Annotated in this window: 24 protein-coding genes; 10 read left to right on the top strand and 14 right to left on the bottom strand. The window is 73.9% G+C overall.

Annotation, left to right across the window (positions count from 1 at the left end; all coding sequences use genetic code 11):
* The first annotated feature begins 49 nt into the window (after positions 1-49).
* The 3 genes from ACF3NH_RS09185 to ppdK all read left to right on the top strand — a co-directional run bounded on the left by ACF3NH_RS09185 (position 50) and on the right by ppdK (position 5,855).
* The gene (locus ACF3NH_RS09185) at positions 50-922 is read left to right on the top strand and encodes a glycine--tRNA ligase subunit alpha (RefSeq protein ID WP_422922597.1); all 873 of its coding nucleotides are present in this window, start codon (positions 50-52) and stop codon (positions 920-922) included.
* Between the two features lie 83 nt (positions 923-1,005).
* Complete coding sequence (glyS, locus tag ACF3NH_RS09190) at positions 1,006-3,174, top strand: glycine--tRNA ligase subunit beta (RefSeq protein WP_422922598.1); 2,169 nt, start codon at positions 1,006-1,008, stop codon at positions 3,172-3,174.
* An 11-nt stretch (positions 3,175-3,185) separates the two neighbouring features.
* Complete coding sequence (gene ppdK / locus ACF3NH_RS09195) at positions 3,186-5,855, top strand: pyruvate, phosphate dikinase (RefSeq protein WP_422922599.1); 2,670 nt, start codon at positions 3,186-3,188, stop codon at positions 5,853-5,855.
* Between the two features lie 89 nt (positions 5,856-5,944).
* Here ppdK and ygfZ read toward each other — a convergent pair whose 3' ends face one another.
* Positions 5,945-6,763, bottom strand: coding sequence for a CAF17-like 4Fe-4S cluster assembly/insertion protein YgfZ (gene ygfZ, locus ACF3NH_RS09200; protein WP_422922600.1), 819 nt, complete (start codon positions 6,761-6,763; stop codon positions 5,945-5,947).
* 128 nt (positions 6,764-6,891) lie between these two features.
* Here ygfZ and ACF3NH_RS09205 point away from each other — a divergent pair, with 128 nt between their 5' ends.
* From ACF3NH_RS09205 to asnB, 3 genes are read left to right on the top strand one after another with little or no spacing between them, the layout of a single operon-like run.
* The gene (locus ACF3NH_RS09205; protein ID WP_422922601.1) at positions 6,892-7,842 is read left to right on the top strand and encodes a glycosyltransferase family 9 protein; all 951 of its coding nucleotides are present in this window, start codon (positions 6,892-6,894) and stop codon (positions 7,840-7,842) included.
* The gene (locus tag ACF3NH_RS09210; RefSeq protein ID WP_422922602.1) at positions 7,839-8,924 is read left to right on the top strand and encodes a glycosyltransferase; all 1,086 of its coding nucleotides are present in this window, start codon (positions 7,839-7,841) and stop codon (positions 8,922-8,924) included. Before ACF3NH_RS09205 ends, ACF3NH_RS09210 begins: the two co-directional genes overlap by 4 nt.
* A gap of 19 nt (positions 8,925-8,943) precedes the next feature.
* Complete coding sequence (asnB, locus tag ACF3NH_RS09215; RefSeq protein ID WP_422922603.1) at positions 8,944-10,704, top strand: asparagine synthase (glutamine-hydrolyzing); 1,761 nt, start codon at positions 8,944-8,946, stop codon at positions 10,702-10,704.
* A gap of 22 nt (positions 10,705-10,726) precedes the next feature.
* Here the strand turns inward: asnB and der are convergent, their stop codons facing one another.
* Positions 10,727-12,061, bottom strand: coding sequence for a ribosome biogenesis GTPase Der (der, locus tag ACF3NH_RS09220; protein ID WP_422922604.1), 1,335 nt, complete (start codon positions 12,059-12,061; stop codon positions 10,727-10,729).
* 157 nt (positions 12,062-12,218) lie between these two features.
* Here der and ACF3NH_RS09225 point away from each other — a divergent pair, with 157 nt between their 5' ends.
* On the top strand, positions 12,219-13,193 hold the full coding sequence (locus ACF3NH_RS09225) for a Bug family tripartite tricarboxylate transporter substrate binding protein (protein WP_422922605.1): 975 nt from the start codon (positions 12,219-12,221) through the stop codon (positions 13,191-13,193).
* Between the two features lie 43 nt (positions 13,194-13,236).
* On the opposite strand, the gene ACF3NH_RS09230 is transcribed toward ACF3NH_RS09225, so the two are convergent.
* From ACF3NH_RS09230 to ACF3NH_RS09255, 6 genes are all read right to left on the bottom strand, one after another.
* The gene (locus tag ACF3NH_RS09230; protein ID WP_422922606.1) at positions 13,237-14,172 is read right to left on the bottom strand and encodes a calcium-binding protein; all 936 of its coding nucleotides are present in this window, start codon (positions 14,170-14,172) and stop codon (positions 13,237-13,239) included.
* A gap of 110 nt (positions 14,173-14,282) precedes the next feature.
* On the bottom strand, positions 14,283-15,620 hold the full coding sequence (locus tag ACF3NH_RS09235) for a PQQ-like beta-propeller repeat protein (RefSeq protein WP_422922607.1): 1,338 nt from the start codon (positions 15,618-15,620) through the stop codon (positions 14,283-14,285).
* A complete protein-coding gene (locus ACF3NH_RS09240) occupies positions 15,620-16,270 on the bottom strand; it encodes a tetratricopeptide repeat protein (RefSeq protein WP_198365348.1) in 651 nt (216 codons plus the stop codon). The genes ACF3NH_RS09235 and ACF3NH_RS09240 overlap by 1 nt, the downstream gene beginning before the upstream one ends.
* 108 nt (positions 16,271-16,378) lie before the next feature.
* Positions 16,379-16,945: a histidine phosphatase family protein gene (locus tag ACF3NH_RS09245; protein WP_198365349.1), complete on the bottom strand. Its 567-nt coding sequence runs from the start codon at positions 16,943-16,945 to the stop codon at positions 16,379-16,381.
* Positions 16,945-17,628 (bottom strand): glutathione S-transferase family protein, encoded by a 684-nt coding sequence (locus ACF3NH_RS09250; protein WP_422922608.1) that lies wholly within the window; start codon positions 17,626-17,628, stop codon positions 16,945-16,947. The genes ACF3NH_RS09245 and ACF3NH_RS09250 overlap by 1 nt, the downstream gene beginning before the upstream one ends.
* A 47-nt stretch (positions 17,629-17,675) precedes the next feature.
* Positions 17,676-18,608, bottom strand: a complete 933-nt coding sequence (locus ACF3NH_RS09255; RefSeq protein ID WP_198365350.1) for a ribose-phosphate pyrophosphokinase — start codon at positions 18,606-18,608, stop codon at positions 17,676-17,678.
* A 187-nt stretch (positions 18,609-18,795) separates the two neighbouring features.
* Between ACF3NH_RS09255 and ACF3NH_RS09260 the strand changes: the two genes are divergently transcribed.
* Together ACF3NH_RS09260 and zigA are read left to right on the top strand one after the other, a co-directional pair.
* Positions 18,796-19,473, top strand: coding sequence for a DUF1826 domain-containing protein (locus tag ACF3NH_RS09260; RefSeq protein WP_422922609.1), 678 nt, complete (start codon positions 18,796-18,798; stop codon positions 19,471-19,473).
* Complete coding sequence (gene zigA, locus ACF3NH_RS09265) at positions 19,470-20,681, top strand: zinc metallochaperone GTPase ZigA (RefSeq protein ID WP_422922610.1); 1,212 nt, start codon at positions 19,470-19,472, stop codon at positions 20,679-20,681. Before ACF3NH_RS09260 ends, zigA begins: the two co-directional genes overlap by 4 nt.
* 37 nt (positions 20,682-20,718) lie before the next feature.
* Here zigA and ACF3NH_RS09270 read toward each other — a convergent pair whose 3' ends face one another.
* From ACF3NH_RS09270 to rfaD, 5 genes are all read right to left on the bottom strand, one after another.
* Positions 20,719-21,687, bottom strand: coding sequence for a hypothetical protein (locus ACF3NH_RS09270; RefSeq protein ID WP_422922611.1), 969 nt, complete (start codon positions 21,685-21,687; stop codon positions 20,719-20,721).
* 87 nt (positions 21,688-21,774) lie between these two features.
* Positions 21,775-22,545 carry a peptidoglycan editing factor PgeF gene (gene pgeF, locus ACF3NH_RS09275; RefSeq protein WP_422922612.1) on the bottom strand — a complete coding sequence of 257 codons (771 nt, stop codon included), beginning with the start codon at positions 22,543-22,545 and terminating at the stop codon, positions 21,775-21,777.
* Positions 22,542-23,531: a class I SAM-dependent methyltransferase gene (locus tag ACF3NH_RS09280; RefSeq protein ID WP_422924757.1), complete on the bottom strand. Its 990-nt coding sequence runs from the start codon at positions 23,529-23,531 to the stop codon at positions 22,542-22,544. The genes pgeF and ACF3NH_RS09280 overlap by 4 nt, the downstream gene beginning before the upstream one ends.
* A gap of 53 nt (positions 23,532-23,584) precedes the next feature.
* Positions 23,585-24,418: a prolipoprotein diacylglyceryl transferase gene (gene lgt, locus ACF3NH_RS09285; protein ID WP_422922613.1), complete on the bottom strand. Its 834-nt coding sequence runs from the start codon at positions 24,416-24,418 to the stop codon at positions 23,585-23,587.
* Positions 24,419-24,428: 10 nt separating this feature from the next.
* Positions 24,429-25,421 carry an ADP-glyceromanno-heptose 6-epimerase gene (gene rfaD / locus ACF3NH_RS09290; protein WP_198365357.1) on the bottom strand — a complete coding sequence of 331 codons (993 nt, stop codon included), beginning with the start codon at positions 25,419-25,421 and terminating at the stop codon, positions 24,429-24,431.
* Positions 25,422-25,588: 167 nt separating this feature from the next.
* Between rfaD and ACF3NH_RS09295 the strand changes: the two genes are divergently transcribed.
* Positions 25,589-26,188, top strand: a complete 600-nt coding sequence (locus ACF3NH_RS09295; protein WP_422922614.1) for an accessory factor UbiK family protein — start codon at positions 25,589-25,591, stop codon at positions 26,186-26,188.
* A 60-nt stretch (positions 26,189-26,248) separates the two neighbouring features.
* Here ACF3NH_RS09295 and ACF3NH_RS09300 read toward each other — a convergent pair whose 3' ends face one another.
* Positions 26,249-26,542, bottom strand: coding sequence for a hypothetical protein (locus tag ACF3NH_RS09300; protein ID WP_198365358.1), 294 nt, complete (start codon positions 26,540-26,542; stop codon positions 26,249-26,251).
* Positions 26,543-26,601: the final 59 nt, after the last annotated feature.

The following is a 26,601-nucleotide window of genomic DNA, read 5'->3' on the forward strand; positions in this document are numbered from 1 at the left end:
CGGGTCTTATGGTGCGGCGCATAACACGGCCGCAAGCCCAAGACCCTGGATGATGACCGAGACGCCGAACCGGACCAAACCCCTCAGTTTCCAGGACATCATCCTGACGCTGCACCGCTTCTGGGCGGCGCGGGGCTGCGTGATCCTGCAGCCCTACGACATGGAGATGGGCGCCGGCACCTTCCATCCCGCCACCACCCTGCGGGCGCTCGGGCCGAAGCCCTGGAAGGCGGCCTATGTGCAGCCCTCCCGCCGCCCGGCCGACGGGCGCTATGGCGAGAACCCGAACCGGCTGCAGCACTACTACCAGTACCAGGTGATCCTGAAGCCGAGCCCGGCCGACCCGCAGGCCCTGCTGATCGAGAGCTACCGGGCGCTCGGCATCGACCCCGCGCTGCACGACATCCGCTTCGTCGAGGATGACTGGGAGAGCCCGACGCTGGGGGCCTGGGGCCTCGGCTGGGAGGTCTGGTGCGATGGCATGGAGGTGACGCAGTTCACCTACTTCCAGCAGGTCGGCGGCATCCCGGTGGACAAGCCCTGCGCCGAGCTGACCTACGGCCTGGAGCGGCTGGCGATGTACATCCAGGGCGTCGAGAACGTCTATGACCTCGACTTCAACGGCGAGGGCGTCACCTATGGCGATGTCTTCCTGCGCGCCGAGCGGGAGTACAGCGCCTTCAACTTCGAATTCGCCGACACGGCGCTGCTGTTCCAGCACTTCCGGGACGCCGAGGCCGAATGCGCCGCCCTGGTGGAGAAGCGCCTCGCCCTGCCGGCCTATGACCAGTGCATCAAGGCGAGCCACGCCTTCAACCTGCTCGACGCGCGCGGCGCCATCTCGGTGACCGAGCGCGCCAGCTACATCGGCCGGGTGCGCGCCCTGGCCAGATCCTGCTGCGAGACCTGGCTCGGCGGCTGAGGCCGCCCGCCCGAGACTGCCACGCCGGCGCCTGATTCGGCGCCGAGACTCCGCTCCGGCCCCTTTTCCCGCCAAGGCCCCCGATGCCCGAACTTCTGCTCGAACTCTTCTCCGAGGAAATCCCCGCCCGCATGCAGGCGCGCGCGGCCGAGGATCTGGCGCGGCTGATGGGCGAGGCGCTGAAGGGGGCCGGCCTGCCCGCGGAGGGGCTGCGCACCCTTTATGGTCCGCGCCGCCTCACGCTGGTGGCCGAGCTGCCGGCGGGGACGGCGGCGGTCGAGGAGGAGCGGCGCGGCCCGCGGGCCGGTGCCGCCGGCCCGGCGCTGGAGGGCTTCCTGCGCGCCACCGGCCTGCGCCAGGACCAGCTGGAGACGCGCGAGGTGAAGGGCGCCGCCTATCTCTACGCCGTCATCCGCCGCCCCGGCCGGCCGACGCAGGAGGTGCTGGCCGAGATCATCCCCGCCCTGCTGCGCCGTTTCCCCTGGCCCAAGTCCATGCGCTGGGGCGGCAGCAGCGATTTCATCTGGGTGCGGCCGCTGAAGCGCATCCTCTGCCTCTTCGGCGGCGCCGTGGTGCCCTTCACCCTGGCCCAGGGCGAGGATGACGGGCACGGCCTCGCCGCCTCGGACCGGACGGAGGGCCATCGCATCCTCTCGCCGGGCGAGGTACAGGTGGTGGATTTCTCGGATTATGCGACGAAACTCGCGGCGCGATACGTGGTTATCGACCCCGCCGAGCGCGCGGCGCGGGTGCGGGACGGCATCGCGGCGCTGGCCGCGGCGCAGGGGGTCGAGGTGGTGCCGGATGAGGGGCTGGTGGCGGAGGTGGCGGGCCTGGTCGAGTGGCCGGTGCCGCTGCTCGGCCGCATTGACGAGGCCTTCATGGACCTGCCGGCCGAACTGATGCGCACCACCATGCGGGTGAACCAGCGCTACTTCGCCCTGCGCCGGCCGGATGGCGCGGCGGCGCCCTTCTTCGGCGTCGTCTCCAACATCGCCGCGCACGATGGTGGCCTCGCGGTGGTCGGCGGCAATGAGCGGGTGCTGCGCGCCCGCCTCTCCGATGCCCGCTTCTTCTGGGATCTCGACCGCAGGCAGGCGCTGGAGAGCTACCTGCCGAAGCTCGACAGCGTGGTCTTCCATGCGAAGCTCGGCACCCAGGGGCAGCGCGTGGCGCGGCTGGCGCGGCTGGCGGAATGGCTGGCGCCAAGGCTCGGCGCCGAGCCGGCGCCCGCCGCCCGCGCCGCGCGGCTGGCCAAGGCCGACCTCGCCACCGGGCTGGTCGGCGAGTTCCCCGAGCTGCAGGGCATCATCGGGCGCTACTACGCGCTGAAGGACGGCGAGGAGGCCCGCGTGGCCGAGGCCATCGCGGCGCATTACCGGCCGCTCGGCCCGGGTGACTCGGTCCCGGCCGAGCCCGTCGCCATCACCGTGGCGCTGGCCGACAAGCTGGACCAGCTCGCCGGCTTCTTCGCCGTGGACGAGCGGCCGACCGGCTCGGGCGACCCCTATGCCCTGCGGCGCGCGGCGCTCGGCGTCCTTCGCATCCTGCGCGAGAACGGGCTGCGGCTGGATCTCGCCGACGCCATCGCCGAGGCCTTCTTCGGCTATCCGCAGGCGGTGGGCGCCACGGCGGAGCCCGAGTTCGGCATGGCCGTGGCCCAGGAGATGATGACGTCCGGCTGGCGGCCCGATCCGGCATCGGACCATCCGCCGATGGTCGCCGCCTTCGCCGCCGGCCTGCTGGGCTTCCTGGCCGACCGGCTGCGGGTGCAGCTGCGCGCCGAGGGCGAGCGGCACGACGTGCTGGCGGCGGTGGCGGCGCAGGGCGGCGCGGACCTCGTGCGCCTGCTGGCGCGCGCCGCCGCGCTGCGCGCCTTCCTGGAGGGCGAGGACGGTGCCAACCTGCTGGCCGCCTCCCGCCGCGCCGCCAATATCCTGCGCATCGAGGACCGGAAGGACGGGCCGCACCGGCCCGAGACCGATCCCGCCCTCTTCGTGGCCGAGGAGGAGAGGGCCCTCTCGGCCGCGCTGGACGCCGCCCTGCCGGCGGTGCTCGCGGCGCTGGAGGCGGAGCGGGACACCGAGGCCATGGCCGCGCTGGCGCGGCTGCGCGCCCCGGTCGATGCCTTCTTCGACCGGGTGGTGGTGAACGACCCCGACCCGGCGCGGCGCCGCAACCGCCTCGGCCTGCTGGCCCGGCTGGTGGCCGCGCTGGAGCGTGTGGCAGACTTTTCCAAGATAGAAGGCTAGAGGGACCCGAGATGCAGAAGTGGGTGTATGGCTTCGGCGCTGGCCGAAACGAGGGCGGTGCGGAGATGCGGAACCTGCTGGGTGGCAAGGGGGCCAACCTGGCGGAGATGGCGACGATCGGTCTTCCGGTGCCGCCCGGCTTCACCATCACCACCGAGGTCTGCACCTACTATTACCAGCACGGGAAGCAGTATCCGGCCGAGCTGAAGGGCCAGGTGGCGGAGGCGCTGTCGCGCGTCGAGGCGGCGGTCGGGCTGCGCTTCGGTGACGAGGCGAAGCCGCTGCTGGTCTCGGTTCGCTCCGGCGCGCGCGTCTCCATGCCGGGGATGATGGACACGGTGCTGAACCTCGGCCTGAACGACCGCACGGTGGAGGGGCTGGCGGCCGCCTCGGGCGATCCGCGCTTCGCCTGGGACAGCTACCGGCGCTTCATCCAGATGTACGGCTCGGTGGTGCTCGGCGTCGATCACCACCGCTTCGAGGAGATCATCGAGGACGCCAAGCTCGACAAGGGCGTCACCGAGGACACGGAGCTCACCGCCGAGGACTGGCGGCAGGTCGTCGCCGGCTACAAGCGGATGGTGGAGGAGGTGCTGGGCCAGCCCTTCCCGCAGGAGCCCGAGGCGCAGCTCTGGGGCGCGATCGGCGCGGTGTTCGGCTCCTGGATGAACCAGCGCGCCAACACCTATCGCCGCCTGCACGACATTCCGGCCGACTGGGGCACGGCGGTGAACGTGCAGGCCATGGTCTTCGGCAACATGGGCGAGGACTGCGCGACCGGCGTGTGCTTCACCCGCGATCCGTCCACGGGCGAGAACATCTTCTACGGCGAGTATCTCATCAACGCCCAGGGCGAGGATGTGGTGGCCGGCATCCGCACGCCGCAGCCGATGTCCGAGGCCCGCGCCAAGCCGGGCGAGCGCAGCATGGAGCAGGCCATGCCGGCGGCCTATGCCGAGCTGGTGCGGGTGCGCGAGACGCTCGAGAAGCACTACACGGACATGCAGGACATCGAGTTCACCGTGCAGCAGAACAAGCTGTACATGCTGCAGACCCGCAACGGCAAGCGCACCGCGGCGGCCAGCCTGAAGATCGCGGTCGACATGGCGCGCGAGGGGCTGATCGACGAGTCCGAGGCGGTGCGGCGCGTGGCGCCGAGCTCGCTCGACCAGCTGCTGCATCCGACGCTGGATCCCAAGGCCCCCCGCGACCTGCTGTCGAAGGGCCTGCCGGCCTCGCCGGGCGCCGCCTGCGGTACGGTGGTGTTCTCCGCCGACGAGGCCGAGGCGCGCGCCGCCAAGGGCGAGAGCGTCATCCTGGTGCGGATCGAGACCAGCCCCGAGGACATCCACGGCATGCATGCCGCCAAGGGCATCCTGACCACGCGCGGCGGCATGACCAGCCACGCGGCGGTGGTGGCCCGCGGCATGGGCCGGCCCTGCGTGGCGGGCGCCGGCGGCGTGGTGGTGGACTATCACAGCCAGCAGCTCTCGGCCGGCGGCAGGATCGTGCGGGCCGGCGAGACCATCACGCTGGACGGCGCCACGGGCGAGATCTTCCAGGGCGCCGTGGCCATGGTGGAGCCGCAGCTCTCGGGCGACTTCGCGACGCTGATGGGCTGGGCCGACCAGCACCGCCGCATGAAGGTGCGGGCCAATGCCGAGACGCCGCTCGATGCCGAGACGGCGCGCAAGTTCGGCGCCGAGGGCATCGGCCTGTGCCGCACCGAGCACATGTTCTTCGATCCCGAGCGCATCGGCGCCGTGCGGCAGATGATCATGTCGGAGAGCGAGGGCGGACGGCGCGACGCGCTGGCCAAGCTGCTGCCCTTCCAGCGCAAGGACTTCATCGAGCTGTTCCGCATCATGGCCGGCCTGCCGGTGACGATCCGCCTGCTCGATCCGCCGCTGCACGAGTTCCTCCCCCACAAGGAGGAGGAGCTGGCCGAGGTGGCGGCCGGCCTCGGCGCCGACCTCGCCGCCATGAAGCGCCGCGCGGCCGATCTCTCCGAGGCCAATCCGATGCTCGGCCATCGCGGCTGCCGCCTCGGCGTGACCTATCCCGAGATCTACGAGATGCAGGCGCGCGCCATCTTCGAGGCCGCCGTCGCCACCGCCCGGGAGACGGGCCGCGCGCCGGTGCCGGAGATCATGATCCCGCTCGTCGGCATGCGGAAGGAGCTGGAGCTGACCCGCGCCCAGGTGGACAAGGTGGCGAAGGAGGTGTTCGCCGAGAGCGGCACCACCATCGAGTACCTGGTCGGCACCATGATCGAGCTGCCGCGCGCGGCGCTGACGGCCGATGCCATCGCCGGTGTCGCCGACTTCTTCTCCTTCGGCACCAACGACCTGACGCAGACCGTCTTCGGCCTGTCGCGCGACGATGCCGGCAAGTTCCTGCCCTACTACGTCGAGAAGGGCATCCTGCCGAAAGACCCCTTCGTCTCGATCGACCCCGAGGGCGTCGGCGCGCTGGTCGAGATCGCCAGCGAGAAGGGCCGCGGCGCCAGGCCAGGCCTCAAGCTCGGCATCTGCGGCGAGCACGGCGGCGACCCGGCCTCCATCCAGTTCTGCGAGAGCGTCGGCCTCGACTACGTCTCCTGCTCCCCCTACCGCGTCCCCGTCGCGCGACTCGCCGCGGCACAGGCGGCGCTGGCGGGCGGCTCCGACCGGACGGCGTGACGCCACCACCCGGGGCGGCGGTGCCGCCCCGGGGCTTTTCAGTGCCTCCTTGCGGCGGCGGTGCCGCCGCGGGGCCTTTCGGCGCCGCCCTATCCGGCGCGGCCCGGCAGGGCCATCCACTCCGGCACCGAGGCGCGCAGGGTCGCCTCGCCGCAGGACAGCGTCTCCCCCGGCGGCACGGCCAGGCGGATCAGCGCCAGCCCGCGTCCCGCCGCGCCCGACCGCATCTCGCCGACCTCGGCGCCGTCGCGCAGGATGGGCGTGCCGGGGGCGGGGAGCGGGCCCTCGACGGTGACGGGGAAGAGGCGCTTCTTCAGCAGGCCGCGATACTTCGTCCGGGCGGTCAGCTCCTGCCCCATGTAGCAGCCCTTGCTCCAGGAGACGCCGGACAGCTCGTCGAACCCGGCCTCCAGCAGCACGGTCTTCTCGCTCTCCAGGTCACGCGAGCCGTCGGGCAGGCCGAGGGCCAGGCGGTGCCTGTCGTAATCCTCCGGCCCGGCATCGGCGACCAGGGCGCCGGGCGGCAGAAGGGCGCGCCAGCCGGCGCCGGCCAGGCGCGGATCGGGCGCGGCGAGCCCGGAGGGCATCGGCGAATCGCCCCAGCCGACGAAGACCGCGAGCCCCGCGGCCGGTGCCAGCGCCACCTTGGAGCGCAGGCGGAAGCGGGAGAGCTTCTGCAGCAGCATCTCCGCCTGCGCGGCCTCGGCGTCCAGCAGAAGCCGGCCGCCGTCGCTCAACACGAAGAAATCCGCCAGCCACTTGCCCTGGGGCGTCAGCAGCGCCGACCAGACGGCGCGGCCCGGCGCCGCCTGCGCGACATCGTTGGAGACCAGGCCTTGCAGGAAGGCGACGCGGTCCTCGCCGGAGATCTCGATCGGGGCGCGGTCGGGGAGGGGAGCGATGGGCATGCCCTCCAATTGGGCGCGTCGGCGGCGGCGGACAAGCGCGGGGATGGATTCGCGCCCCGGGACGCAGGCCCCTTCGGCGATCCGCGTCTGGCGTGCTAAGCGCGCGCCGGACACATGAACACGATCCCATGCGCATCCTCTTCGTGACCGCCACCCGGATCGGGGATGCGGTGCTCTCCACCGGCCTGCTCGACCATCTGCTGCGGCAGTATCCCGCCGCGCGGATCACCATCGCCTGCGGTCCGGCGGCGGAGGGCATCTTCGCCCGCATGCCGAACAGGGAGGCCACCATCGTCCTCACCAAGCAGAGCTTCTCCCGGCACTGGCTGTCGCTCTGGCGGCAGGTGATCGGGCAGAGCTGGGATCTGGTGGTGGACCTGCGCGGCTCGGCCCTGTCCTGGATGGTGCGGGCGCGGCGGCGCGCGGTGATGCGCGGCGGCCGGCGGGCGGGGCACCGGCTCGGCCATCTGGCGGCGGTGCTCGACCTCGACCCGCCGCCGCCGCCGGTCGCCTGGTTCGACGCGGCGGACGAGGCCCGCGCCGCCGCCCTGCTGTCCTCCCCCGGCGGGGCGGCGGGCGGGGGGGCGGGCGCGGCGCCGCTGCTCGCCCTCGGCCCCAGCGCCAACTGGGCGGGCAAGGTCTGGCCGGCGGAACGCTTCGTGCAGCTGTTCCAGGCCCTGGCGGCGCCCGGCGGACCCCTGCCGGGCGCCCGGCCGGTGGTGCTGGCCGGGCCCGGCGGGACGGAGGCGGCCATGGCGGCGCCGGTGCTGGCCGCCCTGCCCGGCGCGGTCGATCTGGTGGGGCGGCTGAGCCTGCCCGAGGCGGCGGCCGTCCTGTCCCGCTGCCGCCTCTTCATCGGCAATGATTCCGGGCTGATGCACCTCTCGGCCGCCGCCGGGACGCCGACGCTCGGCCTCTTCGGCCCCACCCCGGCGAGCGAGTACGCTCCGACCGGACGCTGCGCCGGGCCGGTGCTGGCGCGCGGCGCGCCGGGCCAGGCGCCGATGGAGGCCCTGCCGGTGCGGGATGCGCTGGAGGCCGCCACCGGCCTGCTGCGCCGCTGCGGCGGGGCGGCATGACCGGCGGGGCGCCGTTGCGCGTCGCCCAGGTCATGGCCGGCGCGGCGATGGGCGGCGCCGAGGGCTTCTACGAGCGGCTGACGCTCGCGCTGCACGGCGCCGGGGACGCGGTGCTGCCGGTGATCCGCCGCGATCCGGCGCGGGCCGCGCGGCTGACGGTCCAGGGCCTGACACCCTTGCAGCTCCGCTTCGGCAACTGGTGGCTCGACTGGATGACGCGGCCGCGCCTGCGCCTCGCCCTGCGCGGTTTCGCGCCGCGGGTCGTGGTCTCCTGGATGAACCGGGGCACCCGCTTCACCCCGCGCGGCCCCTGGACCCTGGTCGGCCGGCTCGGCGGCTACTATGACCTGAGGTACTACCGCCATTGCGACCATCTGGTGGGCAACACGCGGGACCTGGCGCGCTGGATCGCGGCGCAGGGCTGGCCGGCGGAGCGGGTGCACTACCTGCCGAATTTCGTCGACGACATGCGCGGCGCCCTGCCGGCGGAGCTGGACCTGCCGCCACAGCGGCCGCGCCTCCTGGCGCTCGGCCGGCTGCACCGCAACAAGGGCTTCGATACCCTGCTGCGCGCCCTGCCGGAGGTGCCCGGCGCGGTGCTGGCGATCGCCGGGGAGGGGCCGGAGCGGGCGGCGCTGGAGGCGCTGGCGCGAGAGCTGGGCGTGGCCGGGCGGGTGCGCTTCCTGGGCTGGCGGCAAGATGCCGGGGCGCTGCTCGCCGCCTGCGACGTCTTCGTCTGTTCCTCCCGCCACGAGCCGCTGGGGAACATGGTGCTGGAGGCCTGGAGCGCCGGCCGTCCGGTGGTGGCGGTGGCCGCGCAGGGCCCCTCCGAGCTGATCCGCGAGGGCGAGACCGGCCTGCTGGTGCCGAAGGAATCGCCCGCCGCCCTGGGCCGCGCCATCGCCGGCCTGCTGGCCGATCCCGGCCGCCGCGCCGCGCTGGCCGAGGCCGGCCGCGCCGCCTATGACGCGGACTTCGCCGCGGCGCCCGTGCTTGCGCGATGGCGCGGCTTCCTGCAACAGGTGGAGCGGCGGCCGGCCTCCGGCGCCGCGCCCGCGCGACCGGATGCCCCGGCGGGGTGACGACGAAACGGGGATCCCTATGTGTGGCATTGCCGGCCTGATCCTGAAGCCGGGACATGTCCCGGACGCGGCCCTGCTGCAGCGGCTGACGGCGGCGCTGGCGCATCGCGGCCCAGACGGGGCGGGGCATCACGTCGCCGCCAATGTGGCGCTGGCGCATACCCGGCTCGCCATCATCGACCTGGCGACCGGCGACCAGCCGCTCTTCGCCGGGCCGGCGGCGCTGGTCGGCAACGGCGAGATCTACAACTACCGCGAACTGCGCGACGAGAACGCCCTGGCTTGCGCCACCGGCAGCGACTGCGAGCCGCCGCTGCACCTCTTCCGCCGGGACGGGATGGCCTTCGCCGAGGGGCTGCGCGGCATGTACGCCCTGGCCATCCATGACCGCGCGGCGCGGCAGGTGGTGCTGGCGCGCGATCCCTTCGGCATCAAGCCGCTCTACACCGCCGAGGCGATGGGCGGCATCGCCTTCGCCTCCGAGCCGCAGGCGCTGATCGCCGCCGGGCTGGTGGCGCCGCGGCTGCGCGCCGAGGCTCGGAACGAGCTTCTCCAGATGCAGTTCACCACCGGCGCCGAGACCATCTTCGAGGGCATCCACCGGGTGCTGCCGGGCGAGACCATCGCCATCGCCGAGGGGCGCGTGCTGGAGCGCCGCCTCCGCCCCGCCCTGCCGGAAGGCGGGCCCGAGGCGATCGGCGAGGCCGAGGCGCTGGCGCGCTTCGACGCCGCCTTCCAGGACAGCGTGGCGCTGCACCAGCGGAGCGACGTGCCCTACGGCATGTTCCTCTCCGGCGGCACCGACAGCGCCGCCGTGCTGGCGATGATGGCGCGGCTGAACACCGCGCCGGTCACCGCCTTCACCGCCGGCTTCGACGTGAAGGGCGCGGCCGACGAGCGCGAGCGCGCCGCCGGCCTGGCCCGCGCCGCCGGCGCGCGGCACCGGACGGTGATGGTGGGCGAGGCCGATGTCTGGCGCCACCTGCCGGAGATCGTCGCCGGGATGGACGACCCGGCGGCCGACTACGCCATCATCCCGACATGGTTCCTGGCACGCCGGGCGCGGCAGGAGGTGAAGGTGGTGCTCTCCGGCGAGGGCGGCGACGAGATCCTGGGCGGCTACGGCCGCTACCGCGCCGCCATGCGGCCCTGGTGGCTGGGCGGCAAGGCGCCGCGCACCCGGGGCGCCTTCGACCGGCTGGACGTGCTGCGCCGGCCGCCGACCGGCTGGCGGGACGGCATCGCCGCCGCCGAGGCCGCCGCCGCCCTGCCGGGCCGCAGCCGGCTGATGGCGGCGCAGGCGCTCGACATCGCCGACTGGTTGCCCAACGACCTGCTGCTGAAGCTCGACCGCTGCCTGATGGCGCATGGCGTCGAGGGCCGCACCCCCTTCCTCGATCCCGGTGTCGCCGAGGCCTGCTTCCGCCTGCCGGATGGGCTGAAAGTGCGCAAGGGGGCCGGCAAGTGGCTGCTGCGCGAATGGCTGGCGCGGCACTTCCCGGCCGCCGAGCCGCACCGGCCGAAGCAGGGCTTCACCGTGCCGGTCGGCGCCTGGATCGCCGGCGCGGCGGAGCGGCTGGGGCCGCTGGTGGCGGCGCAGCCGGGCGTGGAGGAGATCGCCCGGCCCGAGAAGGTGGTGGCGCTGTTCCGGGCGGCGGCCGGCAAGCGCGAGGGCTTCGCCGCCTGGCACCTGCTGTTCCACGCGCTCTGGCACCGCCGGCATGTGGAGGGCATCGTGCCGCGGGGCGAGGACACCTTCGAATACCTGGCGGCGCGGTAGCGGCGCCCCGGTAGCGGCGGCCTCAGTCCTCGACGAAGGGGTTCTTGCCGCCGCGCGCGTGCAGCCGGACCGGAACGCCGGGCATGTCGAAGGCCTCGCGGAAGCTGTTCACCAGATAGCGGCGATAGTCCTCCGGCAGGTCCTCGGCCCGCGGGCCGAAGACCGCGAGCGTGGGCGGCCGCGCCTTGGGCATGGTGGCGTAGCGCAGCTTGATGCGGCGGCCATCGGCCAGCGGCGGCGTGTGGCGGGCGACGGCGGCCTCGAACCAGCGGTTCAGCTCGCCGGTCGGGATGCGCCGGTTCCAGCGCTCCATCACCTCGCGCACCGCCGGCATCAGTCGGTTCACGCCCTTGCCGGTCATGGCCGAGAGCGGCACGACGCTGATGCCCTTGAGCTGCGCCAGGGAGGCGGTGAGCACGTCGTCCAGCGCGCGGCGGTTGGCCGGGCGGTCCTCCACCGCGTCCCACTTGTTGAGGGCGATGACCACGGCGCGGCCCTCGCGCTCGGCCAGCCGGGCGATGCGGAGGTCCTGCTCGTCCATCCCCAGCAGGGCGTCGAGCACCAGCACCGCCACCTCGGCCTCCTTCAGCGCGCCGATGGTGGCGCCGACCGACATCTGCTCCAGGCTCTCGCTGATGCGCGCCTTCTTGCGCATCCCGGCGGTGTCGACGAGGCGGACGCGGCCCACCTCGTCCTCCCATTCCACCGCCACGGCGTCGCGGGTCAGGCCGGGCTCGGGGCCGGTGATCATCCGCTCCTCGCCCAGCAGGGCGTTCAGCAGGGTGGACTTGCCGGCGTTCGGGCGGCCGACGATGGCCAGCCGGAGCGGCCGCTCACGGTCGCGCGCCTCGGGGTCCTCCTCCTCCGGCAGCATGGCGGCGGCGGTGGTGTAGAGGTCGGCGATGCCCTCGCCATGCTCGGCCGAGATCGCCACGGGGTCGCCGAGGCCCAGCTCGTAGGCCTCCATCGCCGCCAGGCCGCCGCCGCGCCCCTCGGTCTTGTTGGCGACCAGCAGCACCGGCGCCGGCTGGCGGCGCAGCCAGGCGGCGAAGGCGCGGTCGGAGGGGGTGAGCCCCGCCCGCGCGTCGATGACGAAGAGCACCAGATCGGCCTGCCGCACCGCGACCTCGGAGCTGGCGCGCATGCGGCCGGCGACGGTGTCGGGCGGCGCCTCCTCCAGCCCGGCGGTGTCGAGCAGCAGCACGTCGCGGCCGCTGAGCCGCGCCACGACCTCCTTGCGGTCACGGGTGACGCCGGGCGTGTCGTCCACGAGGGCCAGCCGGCGGCCGGCGAGGCGGTTGAACAGCGTGGACTTGCCGACGTTGGGCCGGCCGATGATCGCGATACGGGGGAGCATGATGCGCGGGGCTTTAGCCCGGAACGGGGTCGGGGGGAAAGGAATCCCTCCGTCCTGCGGCGAGAAGGGCCAGGCGCGGGGGCCATCCGGCCATCTGGCGAAGAGAAGCGGCGGCTGGCATCCTGCGGGCAAAACAATTCCGAGGAGCCTCCAGGAGATGACCCCGACCCGCCGCCTGCTGCTCGGCGCCGCGCCAGCCGCCCTGCTCCCGCTCGCCATGCCGCGCCTGGCCCGGGCCCAGGGGAACAGCATCACCCTGCTGGTGCCGACCGCCCCGGGCGGCAGCACCGACTTCGCGGGGCGCCTGCTGGCCGAGCCATTGTCGCGCCGCCTGGGCCAGCCCGTGGTGGTGGAGAACCGCGGTGGCGCCAATGGCGCGCTGGCCACCGGGGCGGTGGCCCGGGCCCAGCCGGACGGCGCCACGCTGCTGGTCCAGTACGCGGGCTATCACGTCGGCACCCCGGCCATCATTCCGGACCTCGGCTATGACGTGGTGAAGGACTTCACGCCGCTCAGCCTGCTGATGGAGGCGCCGCAGGCGGTCTTCACGCATCCTTCCGTCCCGGCGAAGGACATGGCGGAGCTGGTGGCCCATGCCAAGGCGCATCCCGGCCAGCTCAACTACGCCTCGGCCGGCAATGGCTCGATCCAGCACCTGGGCACCGAGCTGCTGAAGCAGCGCGAGGGGATCGAGATGACCCATGTCTCCTATCGCGGCACCGGGCCGGCGATCCAGGACCTGATCGCGGGCCGGGTGCAGGTCTTCCTGACCACCCCGCCGCCGCTGATGCCCTTCGTGCGCGAGGGCAGGCTCCGCGCCCTGGCCATCGCCGCCGAGACGCGCCATCCCGCCCTGCCGGAGGTGCCGACCATGGCCGAGGCCGGCCTGCCGGGCTTCCTCAGCCTGGCCTGGTTCGCCGTCTTCGCCCCGGCCCGGCTGCCGGAGGACAAGGCGCGCCGGCTGGTCGGGGCGATCGAGGCGGTGACGCAGGAGCCGGACTACCAGCGGCGCGTGACGGAGCAGGGCGGCTTCGTCCGCCGCCAGAGCGGCGCCGAGCTGGGCCGCCGGGTCGAGGAGGAGCTGGCGGAATGGCGCCGGGTGGCGCGCGAGGCGGGCATCAAGGCCGAGTAAGGCGGGGCCGGCCGCGCCCCGCCTCGGCCCCCGCCTCAGGCCGTCAGTTCCAGAGATCGGAGCGCGGCGGCACCACCTCGTCATCGACGCGCAGCTGCAGCCGCTCGAAGCCGCGCACCAGCGTGCCGGTGGATTCGAAGGTGAAGGCGGCGCCCCAGCCGGCCTGCGGCGTCGCCAGGAAGTCGCGGAAGGCGAGGATCTCGGCCTTGTGGGCGGCGAACTGCGCGCCGGTGAGGTCGAGGATGAAGAGGTCATGGCCCGACTGGCCGTCGAACAGCGCCCGGCCCTCGGCCAGGGTGTAGGTCAGGCGGTCGTCGCCGTCGCCGGCATAGACGGTGTCGTTGCCGCCGAGCCGGGCGATGATCCGGTCATCGCCGGAATCGCCGGTGATGAAGTCGTCGCCCGACCCGCCATTGATCTGGTCGTCGCCGGCGCCGCCATGGATGCGGTCATTGCCGTCGCCGGCGTTGATCGTGTCGTCGCCGTCGTCGCCGGTGATGAAATCGTCGCCCTGGCCGGCGGTGAGGGTGTCGTGCCCGCCGCCGCCGTGGAGGGTGTCGTCGCCCTGGCCGGCGCTGATCGTGTCGTCGCCCTCGCCGCCGGTGATGAAGTCCTGGCCCCGGCCGGTGCGGATGACATCATGGCCGGTGCCGCCATGCACCGTGGAGGGGCCGGTGGCGCCGCTGAAGTTGATGTCGTCATCCCCCTCGTCGCCGGTGGCGAAGTTCCGCCCGCTGCCGGAGGCGTGGAGGATGTCGTTGCCGGCGCCGCCGAAGAGGCTGTTGTTGCCGTCGCCGCCGAGCAGGGTGTCGTCCCCTTCGCCGCCGCCGAGGCTGTCATCGCCCGCGCCGCCGAAAATCCAGTCATGGCCGCCGCCCGCCCAGACGCTGTCGGCGCCGACGGTGCCCCAGACCTCATCGGCGGCGCCGGTGGTCTGCCAGGCATAGACGCCGGGCGTGCCAAGGATGAGCTTCACCATGTCGAGACCTTCCGGAAGAGGAACGTCTCGATAATGAGATTATTTTACGACTTGTAAACGATTTTCTGCTGCCATCCGCCGCGGGACCCTGTGGGCCCCGCGGCGAGGAATCAGCGGAAGGCCATCAGCGTGCCGTCGTCGTCGAGCAGCAGCAGCGTGGCCTGGGCGACGGCGCCCGGCAGGGTCGCCGGGCCGCGCAGCCGCAGGCGGCCGCTGACGGTGCCCTCGGCCGGATCGACCAGCAGCGCCTCGCCGGCGCTGGAGGGCAGGATGAGCCGCCCGCCCGCCAGGATGGGCGCCGCGAAGCTGGCCGGTTCGTCGCGCCGCTCCTGGCCCGGTGGCGGGGCGTTGAGGTCGGTGATCCAGCGGATCCGGCCATCCTCGCGGCCGAGCGCCAGCAACTCGCCGCTGGCGCCGATCAGGAACAGCCAGTCGCCCACCGGCAGCGGCGTCTCGGTGCCGCCCACCTCGCGTTCCCAGAGGCGCCGCCCGGAGCGCAGATCGACCGCCATGGAGGTGCCGCCCATGCCCATGGCATAGACCCGCCCGTCCTGGATCACCGGCAGGCCGCGGATGCCGGTGATCTCGCCCAGCCCGCCCAGGCCCTGGCCCGCCAGGCTCTCGGACCAGAGCAGCTGGCCATCCGCCGGGCGCATCGCGACCAGCTCGCCGGAGGGGAAGCCGGCCACCAGGAAATCGTCCTGCACCGCCGGCGCCGGGAGGCCGAGCGGCACCGCCGTCGCCGCCTGGGCGCGGTAGTTCCAGAGCGCGCGCCCGTCCTCGGCCGAGAAGGCCAGGAGCTGGTTGTCGATGGTCGGCACGAAGACCCGGCCGCCCGCCACGGCCGGGGCGCCGCGCACCGGGGCGGCGAGGCGCTTGCGCCAGCGCGGCTGCCCGTCGGCGGGGTTCAGCGCCAGAAGCTCGGCCATGCCGGTGGCGACGAAGAGCAGGCCCTGGTCGTGGCTGCAGCCGCCGCCCACGGCCCCGGTGCTGTCCTCCTCGGGCCGGGTGTCGAAGCGCCAGCGCCGCCCGCCGCCCGCCAGATCGAAGGCGGAGACAACGCCATAGGCATCGACGGTGAAGACCGTGTTCTCCGCCACCACCGGGCCGGCGGTGATGCGCCGGCGATAGCCGCTGCCGGTGCCGGCCGAGGCGCGCCAGGCTTCCGCCGGCTGCCCGGCGAGGGCCGCGTGGCCGGGGCTGTGGGCGACATTGCCGCCGGGCTGCGGCCAGTCGGCCCGGTCCGCGGCCGGGGGCAGGAGGAGCGGCTGCCCCGCCAGGGCGGGATCGGCCGCCAGCTCCCGCCGCGCCGTCAGGATCGAGCGCCGCTCGCCCGGCAGCTTGGTCTTGGCCTCGCCGAAGAGGTCGTCGAAGGTGGAGCACCCGGCCAGCAGCCCGGCACCGCCCAACAGCGCCGTGCGGCGCGTCCAGTTCGTCCTGCCTCGCATCAGACCCCCAATCCCGCCGCCAGACGGCCCGCCCGGTCACGCAGGCCGCGCGGGGCGGTCACGTCGTTGGCCAGGGCCTCCAGGGTACGTTTCGCTTCCGTCGTCTCGCCGCGGCGGATCGCCAGCAGCGCCTGCATCTCGCGCGCCGAGGCCTGCCAGGCGCTGTCGCGTCGCGCCAGCGGCTCCAGCCGCGCCGCCAGCGCCGCCGGGTCCTGGCTGTCCAGCCCGTGCAGCGCCCACATCAGGCTGGCCAGGTCGCGATAGATCTGTGGCGCCGCCTGATCGGCGGCCAGGGCGTCCCACAGCGCCAGGGCTTCCTCCCGCTGGCCGGTCTCCGCCTTGAGCGCGGCGGCGCGCAGGCGGGCGAGGACCCGGTAGCCCTCCGGCGCCGTCGGGACCAGCATGGCGAAGCGGTCGGCCGCGGCCCTCAGATCGGCGCCCTGCGCCTCGGCGGCGGCGCTGGCCTGCAGGAAGACGATGGCGGCCTGATCGGCCTGCCGCTGCTGGTACCAGCGCCAGCCCTGCCAGCCGCCGATGCCGATCAGCGCGAGAAGCGCGATGCCGGCGAGAATGGCGCCATAGCGGGCGCCGAGCTGCCGGGCCCGCTCGGCCCGCAGCTCCTCCTGAACTTCGTCGAAGATATCCGGCAAGGTATCCGGCCTCTGTGAAAAGCGGGCCGGACCATAGCCGCAGCGGCGCGCCACGTTAAGGGGAGGCGGGCGGCGGGGCGGAATCCCCCCACCACGCGGGCCCGGCCATCAGCCCAGCGGCAAGGGGTCGAAGCTCCAGGCCGTCTCGCCCGGCCGGGGCGGCGTCACCCACATCGGCAGGGCGTTGGGCGTGCGCACATTGGGCGCCAGCCCGGCCTCGGCGCGGAAGGCGCGCCAGAGCGCGCCATGCGCCACCACCAGCACCGGCCCGGGCAGGGCGAGGCAGTGGTTGATCGCCGCCACCGTCCGCTCGCGCAGGGCGGGGAAGCTCTCCGCCCCCTCGGGCGTGAAGCGGCCCTCCACCCAGTCGTCGAACCAGCCCGCCATGGGCTGGCCCTCCTGCACGCCGAAGGAGACCTCGCGCAGGGGCTCATGGATCCGCACCGGCAGGCCGAGCGCCGCCGCCACCGTCTCCGCCGTGCGGCGGGCGCGGCCGAGCGGCGAGGAGACGATGGTGGCGATGGCCTTGCCCTTCAGCGCCTCCGCCGCCCGCTCCGCCTGGGCGATGCCGACCGCGTTGAGCGGGATGTCGACGTTGCCCTGGCTCAGCCCCTGGGCGTTCCAGTCGGTCTCGCCATGGCGCAGGAACCAGAAGGCGGCGGGGGTCAGCGGCATCAGGCTGACAAGCCCTCGGCGGCGAGGGTGCGCTGCACGGCGGGGCGGGCCAGCATGCGCTCGAAATGCGCCGTGATGCGGGGCGGCACCGGCATGCCGACGCGCTTGATCGCCCAGTAGGAGACGAAGAACAGCGCCGCGTCCGCCACCGAATAGCCGCCGGGCAGCAGCCAGTCCTGGCCGGCCCAGAGCTTGTCCACCGTCTCGAAGCCCTTGCTCGCCAGGGCCTTGCCCTGCTCGATCACCTTGGGCTGGTCGGCCTCGGTGGGGGTGAAGTTGGCGGCGCGGAACTGCCGGGTGAACCCCTGCGGATGGATGGTGCCGCAGATGTAGTCCATCGCCTCGAGGCAGCGGGCCTGCGCCTCGACGCCCTCGGGCCAGAGGCCGGCCTGCGGGTTGGAGGCGGCGAGGTAGAAGGCGATGGCCTGCCATTCGGTCAGCACCGAGCCGTCCTGGCGCTGCAGCGCCGGCACCTTCGCCTTGGGATTGACCGCCTGGAACTCCGGCTTGTGCTGCGCGCCGTCCTTCAGCGCGACCAGCACCGCCTCGTAGGGCTGGCCGATCTCCTCCAGGATGACGTGGATGCCGAGCGAGCAGGCGCCGGGCGAGTAGTAGAGCTTCATGACGTCGTTCCCCCACAGGATGGTGGCGGCGAGCATCGGCGGCGCGGGGCCGCGGTGCAAGGGGGGTCAGGGGGCGGCCCAGGCCGGGATGGCCTGGGCGCGGCGGTTCAGTTGAACAGGGTGGAGACCGAGCTTTCCTCGGAGATGCGGCGCACCGCCTCGGCCAGCAGCGGCGCGATGGTGAGCTGCCGGATGTTGGAGGAGACGCGCACCGCCTCGGTCGCCTGGATGCTGTCCGTCACCACCATCTGCTCGATCGGCGCGGCGCCGATGCGGGCGACGGCGCCGCCGGAGAAGACGCCGTGCGTGACATAGACCGAGGCCGAGCGGGCGCCGTTCTTCAGCAGCGCCTCGGCGGCGTTGCAGAGGGTGCCGCCCGAATCGACGATGTCATCGACCAGGATGCAGTCGCGGCCCTCGACATCGCCGATCACGTTCATCACCTCGGAGACGCCGGCGCGGGGGCGGCGCTTGTCGATGATGGCGAGGTCGGTGTGCAGCCGCGCGGCGATGGCGCGCGCCCGCACCACGCCGCCGACATCGGGGGAGACGACCATCAGGTCGCGGCCCTTGTAGCGCTCCAGGATGTCGCGGGCGAAGAGCGGCGCGGCGTAGAGATTGTCCACCGGGATGTCGAAGAAGCCCTGGATTTGCCCGGCATGCAGGTCGAGCGTCAGCACGCGGTCGGCGCCGGCCCGGGTGATCAGGTTGGCCACCAGCTTGGCGCTGATCGGCGTGCGCGGGCCGGACTTCCGGTCCTGGCGGGCATAGCCGAAATAGGGGATCACGGCGGTGACGCGGCGGGCGGAGCCGCGCTTCAGCGCGTCCAGCGTGATCAGCAGCTCCATCAGGTTGTCGTTCGCCGGATAGGAGGTGGACTGCACCACGAAGACATCCTCGCCGCGGACGTTCTCGTGGATTTCCACGAACACCTCCATGTCGGCGAAGCGGCGGATGGAGGCCTGCGTCAGCGGCAGGTTCAGCGCGGCGGCAACGGCCTCGGCGAGGGGGCGGTTGCTGTTGCAGGCGACGATCTTCATGGGACGCGGCATCTCCGGGCGGCGGGGACCCCAACGGCCCCTGGGGGGAGGATCGGGCCCGGCGAGGAACGGGCGCGTGGTAGCAACGTGACGGTGCGATGTCTATCGCCCCGCGGCGCTTCGGCATGCGGCGGCCGCGGATCGGGGCTGCGCTTGCGCTCAAAATGAAATGTTATAACATATCTAAATGGCCCTGACCTGCGAGACCTTCCTCGACCCTCCCGGCCCCCGGATCGCACCCGGATCGTCCCCGGCCGGCCGGCCCTCCGTGGTCGCCGGCGCCACGCCCGAGGCGTTGCTGGGCATCCTGCGGCCGGGTGTCCAGCTCGCCATCTGGGACCGGCCGCTGCCGGCCTCCCTGCGGCGGGGCGCGGCGACCCTGTGCGCCGCTCCCTTCGCCGCCGTGCTCGAGGCGCCGGTCGCGGATCTCCTTCCCGCCCTGGCGCGCCGCCTGCCGCCCGGGGCGCCGGAAGGCCTGCTGCCGGACATTCATGGGCTGGCGCTGCTCTTCGCCGGCCTGACGGACCGGACCTGGCTGCGCCTGCGGCTGGAGGTGGTGGGGGATGCGGCCTGCCGGCGCTTCCATGCCGATGCCGTCTCCCTCCGCCTGCTCTGCACCTATCGCGGCCCCGCCACGGAGTGGCTGCCGCTGCCGGGCGGGGCCGCTGCCACCCGCGCCCTGCCGGAGCCGCCGCCCGTGCCGGCACGGCGCCTCGGCACCGGCGCCGTCGCCCTGCTGAAGGGCGAGGCCCATCCCGGCCAGGCCGGCATGGGCTGCATCCACCGCTCGCCGCCATGCCCGCCCGGTGGGCCGGCGCGGCTCCTGCTCTGCCTCGACGAACCCGGACGGATCCCCCTGCCATGACCCTCGCCCCCGCCAGTCCCGCCTCCCTCCTGCCGGTCACCGTGCTCTCCGGCTTCCTCGGCGCCGGCAAGACCACCCTGCTGAACCATGTGCTGGCCAATCGCGAGGGCCGGCGCGTCGCGGTCATCGTCAATGACATGTCGGAGGTGAACATCGACGCGGCGCTGGTGGCGCAGGGGGGCGGCCTGTCGCGCACGGAGGAGCGGCTGGTTGAGATGAGCAATGGCTGCATCTGCTGCACCCTGCGCGAGGACCTCATGGCGGAGGTGGCGCGCCTGGCCCGTGAGGGGCGCTTCGACGCCCTGCTGATCGAGAGCACCGGCATCGCCGAGCCCATGCCGGTCGCCGCCACCTTCGACTTCCGCGACGCGGAGGGCCATTCCCTGTCCGACCTCGCCCGGCTCGACACCATGGTCACGGTGGTCGACGCCGCGACCTTCCTGCGCGACTACGGCAGCACGGAATCGCTGCGCCAGCGCGGCGAGGTGGCGGGGGAGGCGGATGACCGGCTGCTGGTCGACCTGCTGATCGAGCAGGTGGAGTTCGCCGATGTCATCGTCGTCAACAAGATCGACCTGCTGGAGCGGGAGGAGGCGGGGCGGCTGGCGGCCCTGCTGCGCGGGCTCAACCCGGGCGCCGAGATCATCCCCGCCCGGCACGGCCGGGTGCCGCTCGGCAAGGTGCTGGAGACCGGCCGCTTCGATTTCGCCCGCGCCAGCCAGGCGGCGGGCTGGGCACAGGCCCTGTCCGGCCCGCACCGGCCCGAATCCGAGGAGTTCGGCATCACGAACTTCGTCTGGCGGGCGCGCCGGCCGCTGCATCCGGCGCGCTTCAAGGCCTTCATCGAGGGGCCGCTGCCGGGCGTGCTGCGGGCCAAGGGCTTCTTCTGGCTGGCCAGCCGGATGGGCTGGGCGGGCAGCTGGCAGCTCGCCGGCAGCATCGGCCGGCACGAGGCCGCCGGCTTCTGGTGGGCCGCCACCGATCCGCGCCATTGGCCGGCCGAGCCGGAGTGGCGGGCCCGGGTGATGGCGGCGTGGCGCGAGCCCTTCGGCGACCGACGGCAGGAGATCGTCTTCATCGGCATCGACATGGACGAGGCGGCACTGCGCCGCGACCTCGACGCCTGCCTGCTGGGGGAGGCGGAGCTGCACCTGGGCGAGGCGGGATGGCGGCGCCTGCCCGACCCCTTCCCGGCCTGGGAGCGCTGAGCTTCAGGGTGGCTCCCCGCTTCCCCCGGTTGCCGCCCTAGTCGGCGCGGCCGCGCGGGGCGGGCGGCGGCGGCTCGGGCGGCGCCGCCGCCGCCGCCGCGGGCTTCGGCGCCTCCTCCGGCGGCAGCACGGCATTCTGCAGCACCTCCCGGATGCCGCCCGCCGCCTGCTCGGCGACCACATAGGCGACGTCGCCCCACAGGCCGTTCAGCGTGCCGCGCGGCACCTCGTTCAGCTGCACCACCCGACCCAGCTCGTGGCCATCGCGGCGGGAGACGATCCATTGCAGCTCGATGCGCTGCTGGCCCCCCGGCACGTCCACCGCCTTGACATCGCCCTGCACCGCGTAGGTGGCGCCCTCGGCGCCATCCTGCGGCAGGTAGCCGAGCCTGGTCAGGAAGTCGCGCATGCGGGCGTTCAGGCTGGTGTTGCCGTCGCCCGGCGCGCCCTTCACCCCGGCGAGCCGGATGCGCATCGGCCCCTTGCCGGCCAGGGCGGCGGGGTCGCTCGCCTTGCGCGCCGCCTCCACCCGGCCGAGCAGCTCGGCCACCGCCGGCGCATCCGCCACGGCCACCGCCTTGAACTGCGCCGCAGCCTCGCCGCCCCAGAGACGCAGCGGCACCGCCTGGCCCTCGGCGGTGCCGAGCGAGACGCCATCGGCATCGCGCAGCTCATAGCGCGGACGGACCGCCTGCCCCTGCCGCTCGGCGGTCACGGTCAGCGGCCAGTCGAGCGGGTTGGGATCGGTGGCGGCGGCGGGCACCTCATTGGCCTGCAGCGCCTCGGCCAGCTCGCGGGCGAAGGCCTGCGCGCCTGCATCGGTCAGCAGCGCCTGCTGCGGCGGCGGCACGGCGATCCGGTAGGCCGGCGGCAGCACCAGCCGCGGCGCGGCGCCGCCCGGATTGCCGGCATAGGGCCGCATGTCGACGCAGGCGGCGAGCAGCAGCACGGCCGGCAGGAGCCGCAGCAGCCGTGCCGCCTGGCGGCAGCGGTCAGACCAACGCAAGGCAGGACACCAGCAGGGTCAGCGCGAAGAGGAGCAGGAACATCACCATGTAGGGCATGGGGGTTATCCGGGGGGCAATCCGGGGCGTCATCCGGGCGGGGCGATGGCGGAGAGCTGATGGCCGATCGGCCCCTCGCCGCCGAGGGTGCGTCGCCGGTGGCTGAAGAAACGGTCCGGCTCGGCCAGGGTGTCGGCCTGGACCACCGCCACATGCCCGGTGCCGGCCGCGGCGAGGCGGGCGGCACAATAGCCCGCCAGATCGAATTGCCAATGCCCGGGCCGCGAGGCGGCGGTGAAGAAGCGCTCATCCGCCGCCGCGTGGGCCAGCACGGCCTCGCGCAGGTCGGCGCCCACCTCGTAGGAGGGCTGGCGGATGCAGGGGCCGACCACGGCGGCGATGCGCGCCCGCCGCGCGCCCAGCGCCTCCATGGCGTCCAGCGTCGCCTCCAGCACGCCGGCCACGGCGCCGCGCCAGCCGGCATGGGCGGCGCCCACCACCCCGGCCGCGCGGTCGGCGAAGAGCACCGGCCCGCAATCGGCGGTGACGATGCCGAGCGCCAGGCCGGGCCGGTCGGTGACCAGCGCATCCGCCTCGGGGCGGCGGGCATTGGGGACCGGCGCGGTCACGGTGGCGACGGTGATGCCATGCACCTGGTGCGCGCCGGAGAGCGCCGCGGCGGGCAGGCCGAGCGCCGCCATGGCGCGGGCGCGGTTGGCGGCCACCGCGTCCGGGTCGTCGCGGCCGGAGAGCGAGCAGTTGAGGCTGGCGAAGCCGCCGGTGGAGACGCCGCCGCGGCGGGTGAAGAAGCCGTGCGGCAGCCCGTCCAGGGCGGGGTCGGTGAGGAATTCGGCGCTCATGCGGTCTCGAAGCCCGGAAGGGGTGGCAGGCCAGGATGGCGGAGGCCAGGGTGGCAAAGCGCCAGGGCCTTGAACAGCCGGCCCATGCCCTCGGGGGCGATCAGCCGCTGCGCCGCGGAAAGCTGCATCCCGGCGCTCTCCGGCCTGGCCCGGGCCAGCATGGCGGCGCGGGTGACGAGGCCGAGGGATTGCAGGAAGATCCCCTGCGGCAAGGGCCCGGCCGTGACGGCGCCGCCGGCGCGGGCGGCGGCGGCGATCGCCGCGAAATCGACATGCGCGGTCAGATCCGCCTCGCCCGGCGCCGCCAGCGGATCGGCGGCGGCATGGCGGGCGAGGGCCTGCAGCGAGTCGCCGAAGCCGCTCTCGGCCGGCCCGTAGTCGAGGAACAGCGCGGCTCCCCCCTGGGCGGCGAGCCGGGCGCCGAGGCCGGCCGCCAGGGCCAGGGCGGCCTCGCCGACCTCCCGCACCGCGCCCTCGGGCGCCGCGTCAGGCAGGGGCGGCGCGTCCTCGGCCGGGCCTTCGACGAAGGCGCCGCCTTCCACGAAACGCTCCCGCCAGGCGCCGCCCCGGCGGACGAACTGGCGGATCGGCAGGGCGTCGAGGAACTCGTTTCCGAGGATCAGCGCGGGGCCGGGCGGCAGACCCTCGGTCGCGCCGTGCCAGGTCGGGGCGGCGTCCGCCAGACGCGCGGCCTGGGCGGCGCGCAGCACCGGGCTCTGCTCGACCAGATGCAGCCGCAGCGCGGCGCGGAAGCCCGGCATGACCTGGGCGATGGCGCGCAGCGCATCGGCCATCAGCGTGCCGCGCCCGGGGCCGAGCTCGACCAGCAGCACCGGGTCGGGCCGGCCCATCCGCTGCCAGAGCACGGCGGCCCAGAGGCCGAGGCATTCGCCGAAGGCCTGGGAGATCTCGGGCGCGGTGGTGAAGTCGCCGGCCGCGCCGAAGGGATCGCGCCGCGCGTAGTAGGCGGCCACGGCGCGGGCCATGAACCGGTCGAGGCGCTCCGCGCCCGCCCTGGACGCCGGGGCCACCACCGGCGTCACGCCCGCGCGCTGGCGGGTTCCGCCGCCGGGTCGGGCCGCGCCGCGATCATCAGCCCGAGGCCGATCAGCACCATCGGGATGGAAAGGAGCTGGCCCATGGTGGCGCCGCCCCCGGGGAAGCTGAAGAGGAAGCCGAGCTGCGCATCCGGCTGGCGGAAGACCTCGCCGATCATCCGCGCCACGCCATAGCCCGCCAGGAAGGCGCCGGCGACGAAGCCCTTGCGCGCCCGCAGGCCGGGGATGCGGACCAGCATCTGCAGCAGCACGAAGAGACAGGCGCCCTCCAGGAAGGCCTGGTAGAGCTGGCTCGGATGGCGCGGCTCCGGCCCGGCATGCGGAAAGACCATGGCCCAGGGCACGTCGCTGACGCGGCCCCAGAGCTCGCCATTGATGAAGTTCGCCAGCCGGCCGAGGAACAGGCCGATCGGCACCACCGGCGTCAGCCGGTCGCCGAAACGGCGGAAGGAGAGGCCCTGGTTGCGGCAGTAGAGATACATCGCCAGGACGACGCCCGCCGCGCCGCCATGGAAGGACATGCCGCCCTTCCAGAGATACAGCGCCTCCCAGGGGGCGGAGAGGTAGTGGTCGGTCTGGTAGAACAGGACATAGCCGAGCCGCCCGCCCAGGATCACGCCGAGCACCGCCCAGGTCACGAAGTCGTCCACCTGCTGCGCCGTCGCCGCCACCGGCGGCAGGGCGGCGAGCCGGCGCATCAGCCGCCAGCCGATCAGGATGCCGGCGATATAGGCCAGGGCGTACCAGCGGATGGCCAGGGGCCCGATCTCGACCAGCACGGGGTCGATGGCGGGGAAGGGGATGGCGAGCAGCATCCGGCGGCCTTCAGCGATAGGGGTCGGGCTGGGTGAGGAAGTCCCGCACGTAGCGGCGGACGCCGTCCTCCAGCGCCGTCGCGGTGCCGTCGAAGCCGGCGGCGCGCAGCCGGTCCATCCGCGCCTGGGTGAAGTACTGGTACTTGCCGACGAGGTCGACCGGCATCTCGATGAAGGCGATCTCCGGCGTGCGGTCGAGCGCGGCGTAGATCGCGCGCGTCAGGTCGAGGAAGCTGCGCGCCGTGCCGGTGCCGACGTTGAACAGGCCGGAGACGTGGCGGTTGTCCAGCAGCCAGAGCATCACCGAGACGCAGTCATCGACATGCACGAAGTCGCGCAGCTGCTCGCCGTCGGCGATGCCCTCGCGGTCGGAGCGGAACAGCGTGGCCGGCGCGCCGGTCATGATCTGGCGGAACTTGTGCAGCACCACGCTGGCCATGCGGCCCTTGTGGAATTCGTTCGGCCCGTAGACGTTGAAGAACTTCAGGCCGGCCCATTGCGGCGGGGCCGGGTAGCCGCGCCGCAGCAGCTCGGCGATGCGCCGGTCCGTCGCGTGCTTCGACCAGCCGTAGAGGTTGAGCGGGCGCAGCCGGGCCAGATGCTCCGGCGCCGCGTCGTCGTCGAAGCCCTCGGCGCCGTCGCCATAGGTGGCGGCGGAGGAGGCATAGACCAGCGGCACGCCGGCCTCGGCGCACCAGGCCCAGAGGCGCAGCGTCAGGGCGAGGTTGTTCTCCGCCACCAGGTCGCCGTCGCGCACCGTGGTGTCGCTGATGGCGCCGAGATGCAGGATGGCGTCGAGCTTCGGCCGGCTGTCCAGATAGGGCCAGAGCTGCTCGGGATGCAGGATGCCGGCGATGTTGTGGCGCGCCAGGTTGCGCCACTTCTCGCGCCCCGGCTCGCCGCCGCGCAGCCGGTCGCAAACCAGCACCTCGGCGTCGCGTTCACACAGGGCGGCGACGAGATTGGAGCCGATGAAACCGGCGCCACCAGTGACCAGATACATCGTTGTAGCCTTCCGCGACGGTGTGGAGCGGGAGGGAATGGTCGCCCGCCGGGCGCGCCGGGTATAGGCGTCCGGCCCCGATGGGGGCAAGCCGCCGGCGGCCCGGCCACCCCGGCCGACACAGGCAACAGGATCGGCGCTTCCGCCGGAACGAGGAGAGCAGAGCGATGGTGGAGTCAGGCACCGAGACGGGCCAGGGGAGCAATCCCGGGAGCAATCCGGGGAGCGGTTCGGGGAGCAATCCGGGCGCGGGCGCCGGGCAGGGACCCGGCCGGCGCGGCCGGTTCTTCGACGACCTGGCCGGCATGGCGGGCGGCGCCTTCTCCGTGATGGCCGGCCTGCGGGCCGAGGTCGAGGCCATGGCGAAGTCGCAGGTGGAGACCATGGTGCAGCGCCTGGAGCTGGTCCGGCGCGAGGATCTCGACGCGGCGCTCGAGGTCGCCCGCCGGGCGCGCGAGGAGGCCGGCGCCCTGGCCGGGCGGGTTGCCGCGCTGGAGGCGAAGCTGGCCGCGGCGCCGGGTGGAACGGAGGCCGGCCTCTCCGGCGCGACCGCCTCCGGCGCCACGTCGCCGGAGGTCGCCACACCGGAGATCGCCACACCGGAGGTCAGCACGCTGGACCCGGCCGCGGACCCGACCACCGCCGCGGCGGGCGGCACTGCCCCGGCGCCGGGACCCAGGCCGGTGCCTGAGCCGCCGGAACCGCCCACCGGCAACCCGACGCCCCCGGGCGGATCGGACGAACCGCATCCGGCGCGGCTGGTCTGAGGGCCACGGCGCCGATATGTGCGGAAGGGGCGGGAGAACCCGCCCCTTTCTCATGCCGGCTCAGAACTGGAAGTAGACGCCCGGCGGCGGCCGGTAATGGCGCGGCGGTGGCGGCGGCGGATAATAGCCGTAGCGCGGCGGCGGGTGGTAATAGCGCGGCGGCGGCGGGCGGTAGTAGCCATAGCGCGGCGGTGGCGGCGGGCGGTGCCAGCGTGGCGGCGGCGGGCCGCGCCGCCAGTGGTCATGCACCAGCACCACCTCATCGGCCCGGGCCGGCGCCGGGCCCAGGCCGGTGGCCAGCAGCGCCCCCAGGGAGAGCAGGCCGGCCAGGGCCAGGTCACGCAAGCGAGGCATGATCGGTTCCTCCTGTCAGGGCCCTAATCTGGTCCTGGCTTGCGGCGGAACCATGGCCG

Source organism: Pseudoroseomonas sp. WGS1072, from assembly GCF_049340465.1.
Lineage (GTDB): Bacteria > Pseudomonadota > Alphaproteobacteria > Acetobacterales > Acetobacteraceae > Pseudoroseomonas.

Coding starts and splice junctions, on each gene's coding strand:
- ACF3NH_RS09255 (WP_198365350.1), bottom strand. CDS start 18,608: ATGAAGATCGTCGCCTGCAACAGCAACCGCCCCCTCGCCGAGGCCGTT.
- ppdK (WP_422922599.1), top strand. CDS start 3,186: ATGCAGAAGTGGGTGTATGGCTTCGGCGCTGGCCGAAACGAGGGCGGT.
- ACF3NH_RS09295 (WP_422922614.1), top strand. CDS start 25,589: ATGGTGGAGTCAGGCACCGAGACGGGCCAGGGGAGCAATCCCGGGAGC.
- zigA (WP_422922610.1), top strand. CDS start 19,470: ATGACCCTCGCCCCCGCCAGTCCCGCCTCCCTCCTGCCGGTCACCGTG.
- ygfZ (WP_422922600.1), bottom strand. CDS start 6,763: ATGCCCATCGCTCCCCTCCCCGACCGCGCCCCGATCGAGATCTCCGGC.
- ACF3NH_RS09280 (WP_422924757.1), bottom strand. CDS start 23,531: ATGGCCCGCGCCGTGGCCGCCTACTACGCGCGGCGCGATCCCTTCGGC.
- ACF3NH_RS09300 (WP_198365358.1), bottom strand. CDS start 26,542: ATGCCTCGCTTGCGTGACCTGGCCCTGGCCGGCCTGCTCTCCCTGGGG.
- pgeF (WP_422922612.1), bottom strand. CDS start 22,545: ATGAGCGCCGAATTCCTCACCGACCCCGCCCTGGACGGGCTGCCGCAC.
- ACF3NH_RS09185 (WP_422922597.1), top strand. CDS start 50: ATGATGACCGAGACGCCGAACCGGACCAAACCCCTCAGTTTCCAGGAC.
- rfaD (WP_198365357.1), bottom strand. CDS start 25,421: ATGTATCTGGTCACTGGTGGCGCCGGTTTCATCGGCTCCAATCTCGTC.
- ACF3NH_RS09205 (WP_422922601.1), top strand. CDS start 6,892: ATGCGCATCCTCTTCGTGACCGCCACCCGGATCGGGGATGCGGTGCTC.
- ACF3NH_RS09230 (WP_422922606.1), bottom strand. CDS start 14,172: ATGGTGAAGCTCATCCTTGGCACGCCCGGCGTCTATGCCTGGCAGACC.
- ACF3NH_RS09260 (WP_422922609.1), top strand. CDS start 18,796: ATGGCCCTGACCTGCGAGACCTTCCTCGACCCTCCCGGCCCCCGGATC.
- asnB (WP_422922603.1), top strand. CDS start 8,944: ATGTGTGGCATTGCCGGCCTGATCCTGAAGCCGGGACATGTCCCGGAC.
- ACF3NH_RS09245 (WP_198365349.1), bottom strand. CDS start 16,945: ATGCCGCTGACCCCCGCCGCCTTCTGGTTCCTGCGCCATGGCGAGACC.
- ACF3NH_RS09235 (WP_422922607.1), bottom strand. CDS start 15,620: ATGCGAGGCAGGACGAACTGGACGCGCCGCACGGCGCTGTTGGGCGGT.
- ACF3NH_RS09225 (WP_422922605.1), top strand. CDS start 12,219: ATGACCCCGACCCGCCGCCTGCTGCTCGGCGCCGCGCCAGCCGCCCTG.
- ACF3NH_RS09210 (WP_422922602.1), top strand. CDS start 7,839: ATGACCGGCGGGGCGCCGTTGCGCGTCGCCCAGGTCATGGCCGGCGCG.
- lgt (WP_422922613.1), bottom strand. CDS start 24,418: ATGCTGCTCGCCATCCCCTTCCCCGCCATCGACCCCGTGCTGGTCGAG.
- der (WP_422922604.1), bottom strand. CDS start 12,061: ATGCTCCCCCGTATCGCGATCATCGGCCGGCCCAACGTCGGCAAGTCC.
- glyS (WP_422922598.1), top strand. CDS start 1,006: ATGCCCGAACTTCTGCTCGAACTCTTCTCCGAGGAAATCCCCGCCCGC.